The following is a 14,873-nucleotide window of genomic DNA, read 5'->3' as shown; positions in this document are numbered from 1 at the left end:
AGCAAGGAGGTCACACATGATCCGTACAGCAGGGCCGGGACGACGGTTCGCCCCGGTACTCACCGCCACCCTGGCCGTCGCGCTCGGCGTCGCCGCCTCGACCCTCGTCACCGAGCCGGCCGCGGCCGCCCCCCGGGGCCACGGCGACGCCCGATGGCGGTTCGACGACTCGGCGGTCACGATGTCGCAGGTCAACCAGATCATCGGCGCGGACGGGCTGCAGCGTTCCGGCACCGACGGCTCCGGCGTCGGCGTGGCACTTGTCGACACCGGAGTGGTGCCGGTCGAGGGCCTGCGCCGGACCCGGATCGTCGAGGGCCCCGACCTGTCGTTGGACAGCCAGGCGCCGCAGTTGCTCCACCGCGACACGTTCGGTCACGGCACGCACCTCGCCGGGATCATCGCGGGAACGCCCGCGCGCGACGGCAGCGGCTTCACCGGTGTCGCCCCCGGCGCGACCCTCACCTCCGTCAAGGTCGGCGCAGCGGCCGGCATCGCCGACGTGTCCCAGGTCATCGCGGCGGTCGACTGGGTCGTGGCGCACCGCAACGACGACCCGGCACACCCCGTCCGGGTGCTCAACCTCTCCTACGGCACCGACGGCACGCAGGACTACCGCAGCGACCCGCTCACCCACGCCGTCGAGAACGCCTGGCGGGCCGGGATCGTCGTCGTGGTCGCCGGCGGCAACGGCGGCGTCGGCAGCCCGCTGGCGAACCCCGCCACCGACCCGTTCGTGATCGCCGTCGGCGCCGCCGACCCCGCCGGGACCCTCAGGACCGCGGACGACCGGATCGCCGAGTTCAGCAGCCGTGGCACCGATGCGCGCCGCGTCGACCTGGTGGCCCCCGGCCGGTCGATGGTGTCGCTGCGCAATCCGGGCAGCTACGTCGACGAGATGTACGCGACGGCACGGGTCGGCGCGAACTACACCAAGGGCAGCGGCACCTCACAGGCCGCCGCGGTGGTCTCCGGCGCGGTCGCCCTGCTTCTGCAGCGTCGCCCCGACCTGACTCCGGACCAGGTCAAGCAGCTCCTCGTCGACTCCGCCCGGAAGCTGCCGCGAGCCGACGTCGACGGCGCCGGAGCCGGCGAACTCAACCTCACCCGCGCACTGACTCTCTCCCCCCGGGGCGCCGCGCAGGCGTGGGCGCCCTCGACCGGCCTCGGCTCTCTGGAGGCGGCCCGCGGCAGCGTGCACATCGCGATCAACGGGATCGAACTGACCGGCGAACGGCACATTCTCGGCCCGTTCGACGCGGCGACCTGGGCGGCCCGCAGCAACGCCGGCACGGCCTGGGTGGGCGGCCAGTGGATGGGCTACGGGCTCACCGGGGACGGTTGGGCGCTCAGCGGCACGGCCGAAGCGTTCTCGGGACTCTCCTGGTCCGGTCTGTCCTGGTCCGGCCTGAGCTGGTCCGGCCTGTCATGGTCCGGTCTCAGCTGGTCGGGACTGTCCTGGTCCGGCTTGAGCTGGTCGGGACTGTCCTGGTCGGGGCTGTCCTGGTCGGGATTGTCCTGGTCGGGGCTGTCGTGGTCAGGACTGAGCTGGTCAGGAGAGAGCTGGTCCGCCTCCGTGTGGGGCTGAACGGGCGGGCGGATCACCGGCGCCGAGGGGACGGTCCGGAGCGGACCAGCCTCCCTCGGCGCCGGTTCAGTGCTGCACCCACAGGTTTTCCTCGACGTAGGTGCCACGGTCCAGTTCGCGGTCGATCCGGACGAGATTGAGCGCATCGGGAACGACGTACTCCCGCGTGACGGGAAAGATCATTCCGGTCCAGGACTCCCATTCGGCAACGGTTCCCTCGATGACCATCGAGCGTGGCGCCGTGCCGAGCACCCGGGCACCCATCCGCTGGTGGGTGCGGATCCAGGGATCGATGGACAGTCCGTCCGATCGGGTCCAGGTGGTGTACTCGTCCATGGGCACCATGGGGTACCGGTGTTTCCAGGTCGGCCGCAGTGGGGCGACGATGTGCGCAAGGCCGGCGTTCCGGGCTCGGCGCGTCAACTCCTGGAGGACGGCGGTGGCCAGACCACGCTTGTCGTGCGACGCTCCGACAGCGGCGGCCATGAAGGCGAGGGTTGTGGCGGGGACAGCGGCTTCGTGGGCCTCGACGGCTCGCACCAGTGCCCCGTCATAGCCTGAGGGCAGGTCTTCGGCGGTGCCGTCCCACGGGATCGGCACTCCCCAGCCGCCGGCGACCACCGAGCCACCGTCGAGCACCATGATGTCGAAATGCCTGAAGTGCTGCTCGACCCGGTCCATGTACTTCTTCGGGACCTCGTCGTGGAAGATGAACTCGGGCCAGCGTTCCTTGAACACGACTGCTGCCATCTCCCGCAGGTCCGGCCGGTCAGAACGGGTCACGAACTCCACGACGGGACCTTACCGCCGGCGCCGGTCTCAGGAGTCGGTGGCGTCCAGCCGGCCGGCCGTGCGCGGCACCAGCAGTGCGGTGGCGAGCGCGAGCACCGCCGACACCGCTGCGACGACTCCGATCGCGGGCCGCAGTCCACCGATGCCCGCGCCGACGCCGCCGATCAACACCGGCGAAAGGAACTCGCCGAGGAACAGCGCGCCCGTCCACAGTCCGGTGCCGCGCCCGCGCTGTGCGAACGACAGCCGGTTGACCGCCCAGGTCAGCAGCGTCGGCAGCAGCAGCCCCGTACCGGCACCGGTCAGCACGGCTCCCACGGTGATGACCGGCACCGCACCGGTGGCCGACACCACCACCAGGCCCACCGCCGATACCCCGAACGCCACCGGCAGCAGCACGCGCGGGCTGTGCCGTGACAGCCAGGCGAACGACCCGGCCGCCACGGCGGTCGCCAGCGACATCAGCGCGCTGAGCGCGCCGACCGTGGCCGGATCGGTGACCCCGGCGCCGTCGAGCAGGAACGCCAACTGCACGATCAGCGCGTAGAACACCACCCCACCGACGAGCGTCACGAGCAGCGGCACGGACAGCTGCCGCCACGGCACCGGCGGCAACCGCCGCCCACCGTCCGAAGTGGACAGTTTCCCGGGACCGTCCGAGGTGGACTCCCGGACGGGCTGCCACAACAGCAGCGCCATCGGCACGGCCACAAGGGCGGCGACGGTGTACAACCAGAACGGCGTGCGCCATCCGGCCGCGCCGAGCGCGCCGCCGAGGCCGAGGAAGACCGTGGCCGACACCGACGCCACCAGTGTCTGCAGGCCGAGATACCGGCTGCGCCGCGCACCCGACCAGTAGTCGGCGATCAGCGTGGTGCAACACGTCATGATGGCGGCCTCGCACACACCGACCGCAACCCGGCTGGCGATGATGGCCCCGAGCGAGTCCAGGTACAGCGGCGCGGTCCCGAACACCGAGTACGCCACCATCGCCGCGATGAGCAGCCGCTTGCGGTCGACGGCGTCGACGACCAGGCCGGCGAACGGCGCCGCCAGCCCGATCAGCAGCGCCGGCACCGTCAGGACCACCGGCACCAGAACGTCCACCCCGGACACCGCGGCGAAGTGGTCGTTCATCGCCGGCAGGACGGGCGCGAGGAGCACGGCGCCGAGCACCGACATGCAGCTGCCGGCGAGCAGGAGGATGAGCTGCGCCGGGCCCGCGCGCCGTCCGTCGGTCGCGGTGGACTCCACGTCGGGCGCCGGGGGCGAGGTCGTCTCGGACATGCTGGTGCCTTTCGGGGAACGGCGTCAGCCCCGGCCGTGGCACGCGATGCCCGGCCGGCCGAGGGAACAGCCGTGGGTGGATGACGCCGGGGCGGCGGGCGTCACATGCGCCGACTATGGGCGCGCCGACCCGACGGCGGAAGGGGTCAACCGCCGATACCCGTCATCAGCGTGCCGGATACCCCCGCGTCCGGATCCAGGGTGCGGCCCGCCTCGGCGAACAGTTCCCGCAACCAGACGTGCGCCGGATCGGCCCGGTACATCGGATGCCACCAGAACGCCTCGGCCACCGGCACCGCCTCGAACGGGCACGCCATCACCCGGATCCCGGCGGCGTCGGCCACCCGGCGGGCGAGGCGTTCCTGCATCAACGCGACACGGTCGGTTCCCGCGACGAGGAACGGCATCGGCAGGAAGTTGTCGACGACGATCTCCACCCGCGGTTCGACGCCGAGCATGCGCAGTTGCTGCAACGCCGGCGCGAACGCGGTCGGCCGGTGGTAGAGCGCCACCCACGCCAGGTCCGCGAGCTGTCCGAGGGTGAGGTCGGCCGACGCGGCCGGGCTGTCGGTGGCGACGACGCACACCCACCGGTCCTCGTACAGGTCGGTGTGCGGGATGTCGGCGAGGAACCCGTGCGGCAGCACGAGCCCGTCGGTGGCGCGCAGGGTCTCGTCGGCGTGGTCGACGGCGTGCGGGGTGGTCTGTTGCAGACGCAGCCGCGCGCCGGGGGCCCGTTCGCTCATCAGCCGTGCGGCGACCGGCCCGAGGACCGCGGCCGCGTAGTCGGAGACGACGACCGTGAACTCGCGCTCCACAGTGGACGGATCGAACTGGCTGCTCGTGTCGAAGACCCGGCGCACCCCGGCCAACGCGGGCGCGGTACGCACGGCGAGTTGGACCGCCAGCGGCGTCAGCTCGTAACGGTTGCCGGCGCGGTGCAGCAGTTCGTCGCCGAAGTGCCGGCGCAGTCTGGCGAGGGCGGCGCTGACCGCCGGCTGGCTGGAGCCGAGCTGTTCCGCGGCGCGGGTGACGTTGCGCTCGCGCAGCAGCGCGTCCAGCGTCACGAGCAGGTTGAGGTCCAGGTTGCCGAGGACGCGGTCGAAGCCCATCCGTTCACCATAAGCACCGTGGATAGCTGGCATCGGCAAGTCGCTCTTCCCGAATACCGCCGCTGTCCGAGACAGTGGGCCGTGTCACACCCCCGCGACGAGGGAGAAACGCGCCATGCCCGCAGTCGACAGCGTGCTCGTGAGCGGCGGCGGCGCTGCCGGTACGGCCACCGCCGTTCTCCTCGCCGAGGCCGGCGTCTCCGTCGACCTCGTCGACATCAAACCGGACGCGAGCGCCGTCGGGTCCGGCATCACGCTGCAGGGCAATGCCCTGCGGGTCCTGCGCCGGCTCGGCGTCTGGGACGAGGTGCTCGCCAACGGCTATGCGTTCGACACCCTGGGGCTGCGCGCCCCCGATCCGAACGGCACGCTGATCGCCTCGCTCGACGACGTGCGCACCGGCGGACCCGACCTGCCCGCCACCGTCGGCATGCCGCGCCCCGTCCTCGCGCGGATCCTGCACGCGCGGGCCGCCGCAGCCGGCGCCAAGATCCGCTTCGGTACGTCGCCGGCCACGCTTCACCAGGACGGCACCGGCGTCGACGTCACCTTCGCCGACGGCTCGCGCCGGCGCTACGACCTCGTCGTCGGGGCCGACGGAATCCGTTCCTGGACCCGGCGCGCCATCGGCATCGACTGCGAACCCGCACCGACCGGCATGGGAATCTGGCGCGCCTACACCTCCCGACCCGCGAGCGTCACCCGCACCGACCTGTACTACGGCGGCCCCTGCTACATCGCCGGCTACTGCCCCACCGGGGACAACTCGCTGTACGCCTACATCGTGGAGGACGTACAGGATCGCAGCGACCTCACCGCGGCCGAACGCCTCGCCGTGATGCGCCGCCTGTCCGAGGCGTATCACGGCCCGTGGGACGAGATCCGCAGTGTGTTGGTCGACGCGCACACCGTCAACTACGCCCGGTTCGAAAGCCATGTCGTGCCCACGCCGTGGCACCGCGGCCGGGTCGTCCTCGTCGGCGACGCCGCCCACTCCTGCCCGCCCACGCTCGCCCAGGGCGCGGCCCAGGCGCTCGAGGACGCCGCCGTCCTCGCCGAACTTCTCATCGCCCACGACACCGTCACCGACGACCTGCTGGGCGCCTACGCCGATCGGCGCCACGACCGGGCCCGCGCCGTCGTCGACGCCTCGCTGCAACTGGCGCGGTGGCTGCTCGACCGGGAACGCGGCGACGTGCCCGGCCTGCTGGCCCGCACCACGCACATGCTTTCCGAACCCGCCTGAGCCTGAGGAACGCGCACCATGGACGAACGCCTCATCACCCATCTTCGCCACGTCGACCTCGCCGTGCCCGACTTCGACAAACAACTCGACTTCTACACCTCCACGTGGGGCCTCTCGCCGGAGACGACCGACGACGGCATCGCCTTCCTGGCGGCCGAGGGCTCGCCCGAGCAGTACTCCGTTCGGCTGCGCAGAGCGCCGGAGAAGCGCCTCGACCTGATCGCGTTCGGGGCGGCGTCACCGGCCGATGTGGACGCGCTGGCCGCGCGACTCGGCACCGCGGGCGTACGGCTGGTCACCGAGCCCGGTTCGCTGCGCACACCCGGTGGTGGCTACGGGTTCCGCTTCTTCGACAACGACGGGCGCACGGTCGAGGTCTCCAGCGATGTGGCCGTACGTGCGCACCGCCGGGTCGAGGAGGGCGAGTCGATCCCGGTGAAGCTGTCGCACGTCGTCATCAACGCACCGAACCCCGAGGCAACCGTCGCCTTCTACGAGAAGCACCTCCACTTCGCGCTGTCGGACACACTCGCCTCCCCGCACATGGGCTCGGTGATGTGGTTCCTGCGCACCAACCGCTATCACCACAGCCTCGCCGTCGCCCGTGGGCCGCACGTGTCGCTGCACCACGCCTCGTTCGAGATGCGGGGCATCGACGAATACATGCGCGGCACCGGGCGGCTGCTGCGCGCCGGGGTCGAGAAGGTGTGGGGGCCGGGGCGGCACATGGCCGGCAACAACACGTTCTCCTACTTCCTCGACCCGCACGGCAACACCGTCGAATACACCACCGAGTTGGAGGAACTCGACGAGGACACCTGGCATCCGCACCTCTACGACCTCTCCGAACCCGAGGTCGCCGACCAGTGGGGAACCGCGAACCCGATGAGCGAGTTCGTCGCCAAGCAGTCCTTCAACGACCCCGACCGCGGCGTCTTCGTCGCACCGCCGGTCTGATGCGGTTCGCCACCTACCGGCTCGGCGACATCGAGCGCTCCGGCGTCGTCGCCGACGGGCGCGTCCACCCGTTCCCGCGAAATGTGGACCTGCGCGCGGTCGTGACGCTCGGTCCGGAGGCCGCGCTACGTCTCGGCGCCGAGGCTCTCGACGCCTCCGACGGCGTGGCGCTAGACGCGGTCCGACTCCGGCCACCGCTCACCCCGGCGAGCATTCGCGACTTCGTCGCCTTCGAGGAACACGTCGAGGGTGTGCGCCGAAGCGTCGACGGCGCGGGCGGGGTGCCCGACGCCTGGTACGAGGCGCCGACGTTCTATTTCACCAATCCGCACACGCTGCACGGGCCGGGCGACGACGTGGCCTTCCCGGCCCGGTGCGCCGACCGCGACTTCGAACTGGAGGTCGCGGTGGTGCTGGGCGGCGGCGGCACCAGCCTGACGGCGGCGCAGGCGCGCGACGCGGTCTTCGGCTACACGGTGTTCAACGACTGGTCGGCCCGCGATCTCCAGCGTCGCGAGATGCGGGTGGGGCTCGGACCGGCCAAGGGCAAGGACTTCGCCACCACGATCGGCCCGTGGATCGTCACCGCCGACGAGCTCGAGCCGCACCGCGACGCCGACGGTTTCCTCGACCTGTGGTGCACGGCCTCGGTCAACGGCGTCGAGGTCGGCCGGGACCTGTTGTCCAACATGGGCTGGACGTTCGAGAGTCTCGTCGCCTACGCCTCCCGCGACAGCCGGGTCGAGGCCGGCGACGTGCTCGCGTCGGGGACGGTCGGCAACGGCGGCTGCCTCGCCGAACTGTGGGGGCGTCGCGGCCGCACCGATCCGCCGCCGCTGCGCGACGGCGACGAGGTGACGCTGACGGTGCAGGGCATCGGCAGCCTCACCAACCGGGTCACGGCGGCCGCGCCCGCACCCGACCTGCCGCCGGTGCGCCGCCGCGACCCCGCTGCCGCAAGGCTTTCCGGAGCCGCACCGCTTTCCGGGCCAGCCCGGTGAGTGCCCTCGCCGGGCGCACGGTCGTCGTCACCGGCGCCGCCTCCGGCATCGGTGCCGCGGTCGTCACGGCCGTGCGCGCCGCGGGCGGCGATCCCGTCGGACTCGACCTGCCCCGCTTCGACGTGCGCGAGGAGTCCGCGTGGGGCTCCCTCGCCGCCGGACTGACGACAATCCATGGTCTGGTGAACTGCGCCGGGGTGACCTGGCGGGCCCGGCTGGGCGACGTGAGCGCGGCGGCGTTCACCGACGTGCAGGCGGTCAACGTGCTCGGCCCGCTGCTGGGCATCCAGGCGCTCGGCCCGCTGATGCCGGCCGGCGCGTCGATCGTGAACATCGGTTCGCTCGCCGCGTCGCAGGGCCACTGTCCGGTCGCCTACACCGCCAGCAAATGGGCGCTGCGCGGCCTGACCCACACCGCCTGCCTCGAACTGGGACCGCGCGGCATCCGGGTCAACATCGTGCACCCCGGCCTGATCGACACCCCGATGACGGCCGGCGCGTCCGCCATGCGCGAGGCCGGGGTCGCCGCCGCACCGCTGGGCCGCGCCGGAACGCCCGACGAGGTCGCCGCCGTCGTGGTGTTCCTGCTCGGCGACGGCGCGTCGTTCGTCTCCGGGGCCGAGATCGCCGTCGACGGCGGAGCCGCCTCCCACGGCGGGGCCAAGCCCGTCTCCGATGCCCTGCGTCCCACCTATCGCCCGCCGGGCCGTACCTGAGAGGCACCGCAGTGTTCGAGTACTTCCCCGGCAACTACGTGTGGAACCTCAGCGTGGTCGCCGCGCTCAACAGCGGCGGCCTGATCGACGAGGTCGACCGCGCCTGCCGGCCGATCCGCGAGCTCGCCGCGCAGGGCTCCGACGTCGGCACCGCACAGTTCATGGCGGCCTGGACCGCCGTCGTCGACGACCTCGAAGTGTCGGCCGCCGCGGACGAACGGGCCGGACACCACCGGGCCGCCGGGCAGAAATATTTCCGCGCGACAAATTATCTGACGCAGGCCGAACGGATGCAGAGCGCGCACTCCGCCGACCGCGTCGCCGTGTACCGGCGCTGCCTCGAGCTGGCCGCCAAGGCGTTCCGGTACCTGCGGCCGGCGACCACGCGGGTGAGCGTGCCGTTCGAGGGAACGCAGCTGCCGGCGTACTTCATGGCCGCACCCGGTGACGGGCCCCGTCCGTGCATCGTCCTGTGGAACGGGCTCGACTCCACCAAGGAACACATGTACGTGTCGGGGTTCCCGCAGGAGTTGGCGGCCCGGGGCATCTCCACGCTGATGGTCGACTGCCCCGGCAGCGGCGAGGCGTTGCGCCTGCAGGGTCTCACCGCCCGCGTCGAGACCGAACAGTGGGCCGCCGCCTGCGTCGACCGTCTGCTGGGTCGCGACGACGTGGACCCGGCGCGCATCGGCCTCGTCGGCTGGTCCCTCGGCGGCTACTACGCGCCCCGTGCGGCGGCGTTCGAGAAGCGGCTGGCGCTCTGCGTCGCCTGGGGCGCCAACCACGACTGGGGTGCGGTACAGAAGCGCCGGCTCGAACGCGAGGGCGAGAACCCGGTACCGCACTACTGGGACCACGTGCTGTGGGTGTGGGGCGAGAGCGACATCGACACGTTCGTGAAGAAGGCCGAAGCGGTCAACCTCGACGGTGTCGTCGAACACATCACCGTGCCGTTCCTCATCGCCCACGGCGAGAACGACCGCCAGATCCCGCTGCGCTACGCCCACCGTTCGTACGAACAGGCCGTCAACAGCCCCAAGCGGGACCTGCGGGTGTTCACGCCGGCCGAGGGCGGCACCGAGCACATCGGACTCGACCACCTGCCGCACGTCGCCACCTACATCGCCGACTGGATCGCCGACACGTTCCAGGAGAAGGCATGACCCTCGACCGGACCGACCCCGAGGGCGCGATCCGCGAGGCGGCGAAGCGGTGCTCCAACTGGGGCCGATGGGGCGCCGAGGACGTACGCGGCACCATGAACTTCCTGACCGAGGAGAAGCGCCGCGAAGGGGCCGCCCTCGTGCGACGCGGCGTCTCCTTCTCGCTGTCGCAACGCTTCGACGGCGACGGCCCGCAGAAGGGCTGGCGGCGGCGCACCAACCCGGTGCACACCATGCTCGACACCGGCACCGACGCGGCGGCCGGCGTCCAGGGCTTCCCGCACGGGCTCGGCGGCGCCGACGACGTCATCGCGATGCCGTTGCAGTGCTCCACCCAGTGGGACGGCCTCGGCCACATCTTCGACCACGGGGCCGCCTGGAACGGCCGCCCCGCCGGCGAGGTGGTCACCAGCCTCGGCGACACGGTCACCGGAATCGAGACCGTCGCCGACGTCATCGCCGGCCGCGGCGTGCTCCTCGACGTCGGCCGGGTACACGGCGGTGACGGCGACCTGCCCGACGGGTTCGCCGTCACCGAGCAACACCTGACCGAAACCGCACACGCGCACGGTGTCGCGATCGGCCGTGGCGACATCGTGCTCGTGCGCACCGGCCAACTCACCCGCGCCCGCCGGGGAGTCGCCGCCGGGCACGGCTGGGGCGACTACGCGGGCGGTCCCGCGCCCGGCCTGTCGTTCACCACCGCCGAGTGGCTGCACCGCACCGAGATCGCCGCCATCGCCACCGACACGTGGGGCTTCGAGGTGCGGCCCAACGAGTTCGACCGCGCGTTCCAGCCGCTGCACCAGGTCGCGATCCCGCACATCGGCCTGTTTCTCGGCGAACTGTGGGACCTCGACGCGCTCGCCGCCGACTGCGCCGCCGACGGGGTTTTCGAGTTCTGGCTCACCGCCGCGCCGCTACCCGTCACCGGCGCGGTCGGCGCCCCGGTCAACCCGATCGCCGTCAAGTAGCCGCCGAACCCGGCGCCGCCGTGCGGGATCGCACCGGTCGGCTAACGTCCACTATGGACGGTGCCGTTCCCCGGCACACCGGTCGGGTGGTCCTCGTCGGCGACGCCGTCGACGTCGGCGACGAACGCGAGGAGCGCCGCCGCCAACGCCTCCGGCGCCTCGAGGGCCACGTAGTGCCCGACTCCTTCGAGCAGGACGCTGCGCGCCGGCGCCGCGGAGACCCGGTTGAGGGTGTTCTCGGTGAACCGCCCGCCGAACCCGCCGATCGCGAGCGTCGGCACGGTCAGCGGTGCCGCGGCCGCCAGCGCCCGCAGTTCCTCCCCCTCGGTGAGCATCGACGCGTACAGCCCGGCCGCGCCGCGCCATCCGTCGGTGCGGGCGTAGACCCGGACGAACTCGGTCACGTCCGCGTCGGTGATCGCCCCGGCCACGGCCGTCATCCCGGGGAACGCCCATCCGCCCAGGAACTCCCGTTCCCGCCCGGTGAGCAGCAGTTCGGGGATCCCCGGCGCGGCCAGGACGCCGATGTGCCACGAGCCGCCGTTGGTGACGTCGGCGAAGCCCTCGAGCCCGAAGCCGGCCAGTCCCATCTCGATCGCCGTGAGGCTGGCGACGTCCCCGGGGTGCGTGGCGGCCAGCCGGAACACCGTGCCGCCGCTGATGTCCTGCCCGGTCAGATGCACCGGCCCGACGCCCAGGTGGGCGATCAACCGGTGCAGGTCCTCCGCTGCGACGGCGCTGCCGTAGTCGCCCGCGGCGTGCGAGGAGTCCCCGAAGCCGCGCAGGTCGACGGCGAAGACCCGGTGCCGCTCGGCCAGCAACGGGATGACCTTGTGAAACGCCCACCAGCTCTCCGGGAAGCCGTGCACCAGCAGGATCGGCGATCCGGCGTCGCCGGCGGAGACGTAGTGCAGCTCGGTGCCGTTGACGGCGGCCGTGTGATGGGTGACCCCGGCGATCGCGGGAGTCGGGTAGGTCGGGTCCACGGGAGACCTCCTCGGATTGGACAACCTTGTTGTCGAGTAAAGGTAGACAACAAGGTTGTCCTTGTCCAGGGCGCCCCCTACGCTGAACCCTGTGACCCGACCCGGCCCCCACCTCGCGCTGCTGCTCCTGGGCAGCTACCGCAAGCTCGTCGACGCCGCCGTGCGCGAACTCGCCGACCGCGGGCACGACGACGTTCGACCGTCGCTGCACTACGCGATGAGCGCGATCGACCTCGGCGCCGAGAGTGCGTCCGAACTGGGCCGGGCCCTGTCGGTCAGCAAACAGGCCGCGGCCAAGACGATCGCCGTTCTCGTGCAGCGCGGCTGGGTGGCGGTCGAGGACGACACCGCCGATCGCCGGCGCAGGCGGCTGCGGGTCACGGACCTCGGCCACCGGGTCATGCGCGAGGGCGAGGCGATCTTCGACGACCTGCGCAAGGCGTGGGCGGAACGCATCGGCGACGACGAACTCGCCCGCCTCGAGGAACTGCTCACGGCGTTCGTCGGCGCCGACACCATCCGGCTGGAGTCGCCGGGCTGGATCGCCGCCGAACAGTCCTCTATCGCCGAGTGAAGGTCAGATGGGTGACGCCGCTCGGGCTCGTCACCGACTCGACCGCGAACCGGCTCTCCAGGCTCTCCAGCCCGTCCCAGAGGCGCACACCGCGCCCGAGAACGATCGGGACGAGGACCACGTGCAGATGGTCGACCAGATCCGCCTCGAGGAACTGGCGCACCGTGCTGGGGCCGCGGATGGTGGGTCAGCACGAAGACCGGCGTGTCCGAACGGCGCCTCCAGGCTCTGTCCCTCGCCGGTGGCGAAACCGTCCAGCGACACCGCGAAGTTGTGCACCCGAACCTTGGACATGGGCTCACTCTAGGCCCGCCGCCGCGCACCGCCCGGACGATTCGTCGGCGAGCCGCCGGAGACGCTCGGCGGACTCGGAGCCGGGCTTGGCCGTGGCCAACACGAAATAGCACCCCGTGGTGCCGACGCCGGTGAGCGCCCGCTGAGTCACCGTCACCCGGCCCACCCAGGGGTGCCGTAGCTCCGTCTCCGCCACCACGGGTACACGCACGAAGTGGCTGGACCACAGCCGCTCGAAGTCCGTGCTTCTCGCGCGCAGTTCCGCGACGAGGGCTGCCAGCGCCGCGTTGTTCGGCTCGCGCCCCACCCCGGCGCGTATGGCGCCGGCCAGTGCCTCGGCTTTGGCCGGCCAGTCGACGTAAAGCTCACGGCACCACGGTTCGAGAAACACCATCCGGGCGAGATTCGGCCGGGTCTCCGCGTCGCGGTGATAGGGCGCGTAGAGCGCCCGGCCCAGACGGTTCCATGCGAGCAGATCCAGGACGGCATCGTGCGCGACGGCCGGCACGTCCGGCATGGCGTCCACCAGTTCGGTCAGCGAGGCGTCGGGCCACTGCGCCGGCCAGGTAACGGGTGCCCGGTCTCCCGGCCCGGCCACCAGGTCGAGCAGGTGGTTCTTCTCGTCGTCGTCCAGGTGCAGCGCGCGGGCGATAGCTCTCAGTACCTCCGGTGAGGCGTTCGTGGCCCGGCCCTGCTCCAGACTCGTGTAGTAGGAGACGCTGACTCCGGCCAGGCGAGCGATCTCCTCACGGCGCAGGCCGGGCACCCGGCGTTTGCGGCCCACCGTGGGCATGCCGAGGCTCTCCGGCGCGACGCGCATGCGCAACGCACGCAAATAGCTGCCGAGGCTGGGCGCATCGATGGTCATTCGCTCACCGTAGGCGAACGTCAACAACCTACTTCTACCGGACGTACCTTCAACGCCGTTCTTGTCGGGCCGGGCCACGGCGCCGAAGCTCATCTGTGCTGCCCCCTGAAACCACGTCACGAAAGGAAGAAGGCACCGTGCCGTCAAACAAACGACGAGCCCTCGTGGTCGGTCTCGGCGTGGCGGGAATGTCGGCCGCCGTACGTCTGTTGAAGGCCGGCTGGGAACCGGTGATCGTCGAGCGGGCGCCGCGGCGCAGGACCGGCGGCCATTTCATCGGCCTCTTCGCGGAAGGTCGGAAAGCTGCGGCGGAACTCGGCGTTCTCGACCTCATGCACCTTCGCACGCCGCTGTCCCACCGAGCCGTGGCCGTCGGAGAGGATGGCACCCGCAGCACGAGCACCGGCTTCCTCGACCGGCCGGGAAACCCCGACGCTCTCCTGCGAGGCGACGTCGAAGCGGCGTTGTGGACGGCCGTCGACGGCCGCGTCGAGGTCCGGTTCGACACCACACCGGTCCACATCGACGCCCGCGTGGACGGCGCGTCGGTCGCTCTGCACGATGCGGAACGCGATTACACCGAGAACTTCTACCTTGTCGTCGGGGCGGACGGCATCCGATCGACAGTCCGCCGGCTGGTCTTCGGCCCGGATGAGCGCTTCCTGCGCCCGATGCACATCGTGTCGTGGACGTTCCAGCTCGACGAACAGGTCCCTTCGTACGGTCCCGCCGAACAGATCATGGCCGTGCAGCCGCGACGGGCACTGTGGATTCTCCCGTTCGCCGACCTGCCGCCGGCCGCCTTCTTTCTCTACCGGACCCGCAAGGTGCGTGACGAACTCGCGGCCGATCCGGCGGACCGGCTCCCGCTCCGCTTCGAGGGCATGAACGGCGGCGGGGCGGTGGCGCACGCCCTGGCCGAATTGAACCGACGCCCGGACCTCATCGTCGACGCGGCAGAACAGGTGCGCATGCCCACGTGGCACCGCGACCGGGTGGTCCTGGTCGGCGACGCCGCCTGGTGCATGTCCGCATACGGTGCCATGGGCGTGACGACCGGCCTGCAGGGCGCACTGGCCCTGGGCGACGCCCTGACCGCCGACCCGCGGTCGATTCCCACCGCACTGGCCAACTACGAACGGCACCTGCGCCCGGTCATGCGCAGCCATCAGCGCTGGGCTCGTCTGCTGTCGCAGATCTACGTGCCGTCCAACCGCCCCGCGGCCCGGCTCCGGGCAACGGCGTTGGCGGCCATCACCAATCGTCGCCTGAAGGCCGTCGCCACCCACCGGCCGGATCGACTCGGCCGATAGAG

At 71.6% G+C, this 14,873-nt stretch carries 15 protein-coding genes; 9 read left to right on the top strand and 6 right to left on the bottom strand.

What is annotated here, in order from left to right; genetic code table 11:
• Positions 1–16: 16 nt before the first annotated feature.
• Positions 17–1,588, top strand: a complete 1,572-nt coding sequence (locus Val02_RS03045) for a S8 family serine peptidase (protein WP_203897280.1) — start codon at positions 17–19, stop codon at positions 1,586–1,588.
• A gap of 66 nt (positions 1,589–1,654) precedes the next feature.
• Here the strand turns inward: Val02_RS03045 and Val02_RS03040 are convergent, their stop codons facing one another.
• The 3 genes from Val02_RS03040 to Val02_RS03030 form a co-directional block, all read right to left on the bottom strand.
• Positions 1,655–2,380, bottom strand: coding sequence for a hypothetical protein (locus Val02_RS03040; protein WP_203897279.1), 726 nt, complete (start codon positions 2,378–2,380; stop codon positions 1,655–1,657).
• Positions 2,381–2,407: 27 nt separating this feature from the next.
• The gene (locus tag Val02_RS03035) at positions 2,408–3,667 is read right to left on the bottom strand and encodes an MFS transporter (RefSeq protein WP_203897278.1); all 1,260 of its coding nucleotides are present in this window, start codon (positions 3,665–3,667) and stop codon (positions 2,408–2,410) included.
• A 146-nt stretch (positions 3,668–3,813) separates the two neighbouring features.
• Entirely contained in the window at positions 3,814–4,779 is a 966-nt protein-coding gene (locus Val02_RS03030; RefSeq protein WP_203897277.1) for a LysR family transcriptional regulator, read from the bottom strand.
• A gap of 115 nt (positions 4,780–4,894) precedes the next feature.
• On the opposite strand from Val02_RS03030, the gene Val02_RS03025 reads away from it, so the two are divergent.
• From Val02_RS03025 to Val02_RS03000, 6 genes are read left to right on the top strand one after another with little or no spacing between them, the layout of a single operon-like run.
• On the top strand, positions 4,895–6,025 hold the full coding sequence (locus Val02_RS03025; protein ID WP_203897276.1) for an FAD-dependent monooxygenase: 1,131 nt from the start codon (positions 4,895–4,897) through the stop codon (positions 6,023–6,025).
• 18 nt (positions 6,026–6,043) lie between these two features.
• Positions 6,044–6,982: a VOC family protein gene (locus Val02_RS03020; RefSeq protein ID WP_203897275.1), complete on the top strand. Its 939-nt coding sequence runs from the start codon at positions 6,044–6,046 to the stop codon at positions 6,980–6,982.
• Positions 6,982–7,983, top strand: a complete 1,002-nt coding sequence (locus Val02_RS03015) for a fumarylacetoacetate hydrolase family protein (RefSeq protein ID WP_203897274.1) — start codon at positions 6,982–6,984, stop codon at positions 7,981–7,983. The genes Val02_RS03020 and Val02_RS03015 overlap by 1 nt, the downstream gene beginning before the upstream one ends.
• Complete coding sequence (locus Val02_RS03010) at positions 7,980–8,699, top strand: SDR family NAD(P)-dependent oxidoreductase (protein ID WP_203897273.1); 720 nt, start codon at positions 7,980–7,982, stop codon at positions 8,697–8,699. Before Val02_RS03015 ends, Val02_RS03010 begins: the two co-directional genes overlap by 4 nt.
• Positions 8,700–8,710: 11 nt before the next feature.
• Positions 8,711–9,862 (top strand): alpha/beta hydrolase family protein, encoded by a 1,152-nt coding sequence (locus Val02_RS03005; RefSeq protein WP_203897272.1) that lies wholly within the window; start codon positions 8,711–8,713, stop codon positions 9,860–9,862.
• Positions 9,859–10,836, top strand: a complete 978-nt coding sequence (locus Val02_RS03000) for a cyclase family protein (RefSeq protein ID WP_203897271.1) — start codon at positions 9,859–9,861, stop codon at positions 10,834–10,836. Before Val02_RS03005 ends, Val02_RS03000 begins: the two co-directional genes overlap by 4 nt.
• 41 nt (positions 10,837–10,877) lie before the next feature.
• Here the strand turns inward: Val02_RS03000 and Val02_RS02995 are convergent, their stop codons facing one another.
• Positions 10,878–11,822 carry an alpha/beta fold hydrolase gene (locus tag Val02_RS02995; RefSeq protein WP_239151777.1) on the bottom strand — a complete coding sequence of 315 codons (945 nt, stop codon included), beginning with the start codon at positions 11,820–11,822 and terminating at the stop codon, positions 10,878–10,880.
• 91 nt (positions 11,823–11,913) lie between these two features.
• Between Val02_RS02995 and Val02_RS02990 the strand changes: the two genes are divergently transcribed.
• Positions 11,914–12,396: a MarR family winged helix-turn-helix transcriptional regulator gene (locus Val02_RS02990; protein ID WP_203897270.1), complete on the top strand. Its 483-nt coding sequence runs from the start codon at positions 11,914–11,916 to the stop codon at positions 12,394–12,396.
• Here the strand turns inward: Val02_RS02990 and Val02_RS02985 are convergent.
• Both Val02_RS02985 and Val02_RS02980 read right to left on the bottom strand, forming a co-directional pair.
• Complete coding sequence (locus tag Val02_RS02985; RefSeq protein WP_203897269.1) at positions 12,383–12,559, bottom strand: dihydrofolate reductase family protein; 177 nt, start codon at positions 12,557–12,559, stop codon at positions 12,383–12,385. The genes Val02_RS02990 and Val02_RS02985 overlap by 14 nt on opposite strands.
• Positions 12,560–12,694: 135 nt before the next feature.
• Positions 12,695–13,651, bottom strand: a complete 957-nt coding sequence (locus Val02_RS02980; protein WP_203897268.1) for a helix-turn-helix domain-containing protein — start codon at positions 13,649–13,651, stop codon at positions 12,695–12,697.
• A 71-nt stretch (positions 13,652–13,722) separates the two neighbouring features.
• Between Val02_RS02980 and Val02_RS02975 the strand changes: the two genes are divergently transcribed.
• Positions 13,723–14,871 carry an FAD-dependent monooxygenase gene (locus Val02_RS02975; protein WP_203897267.1) on the top strand — a complete coding sequence of 383 codons (1,149 nt, stop codon included), beginning with the start codon at positions 13,723–13,725 and terminating at the stop codon, positions 14,869–14,871.
• Positions 14,872–14,873: the final 2 nt, after the last annotated feature.

Origin of the sequence: Virgisporangium aliadipatigenens (assembly GCF_016863615.1) — a bacterium.
Classification (GTDB): Bacteria; Actinomycetota; Actinomycetes; order Mycobacteriales; family Micromonosporaceae; genus Virgisporangium; species Virgisporangium aliadipatigenens.
Note: the sequence above shows the minus strand (reverse complement) of the source record. Positions and strands in the feature narration are given on the sequence as shown.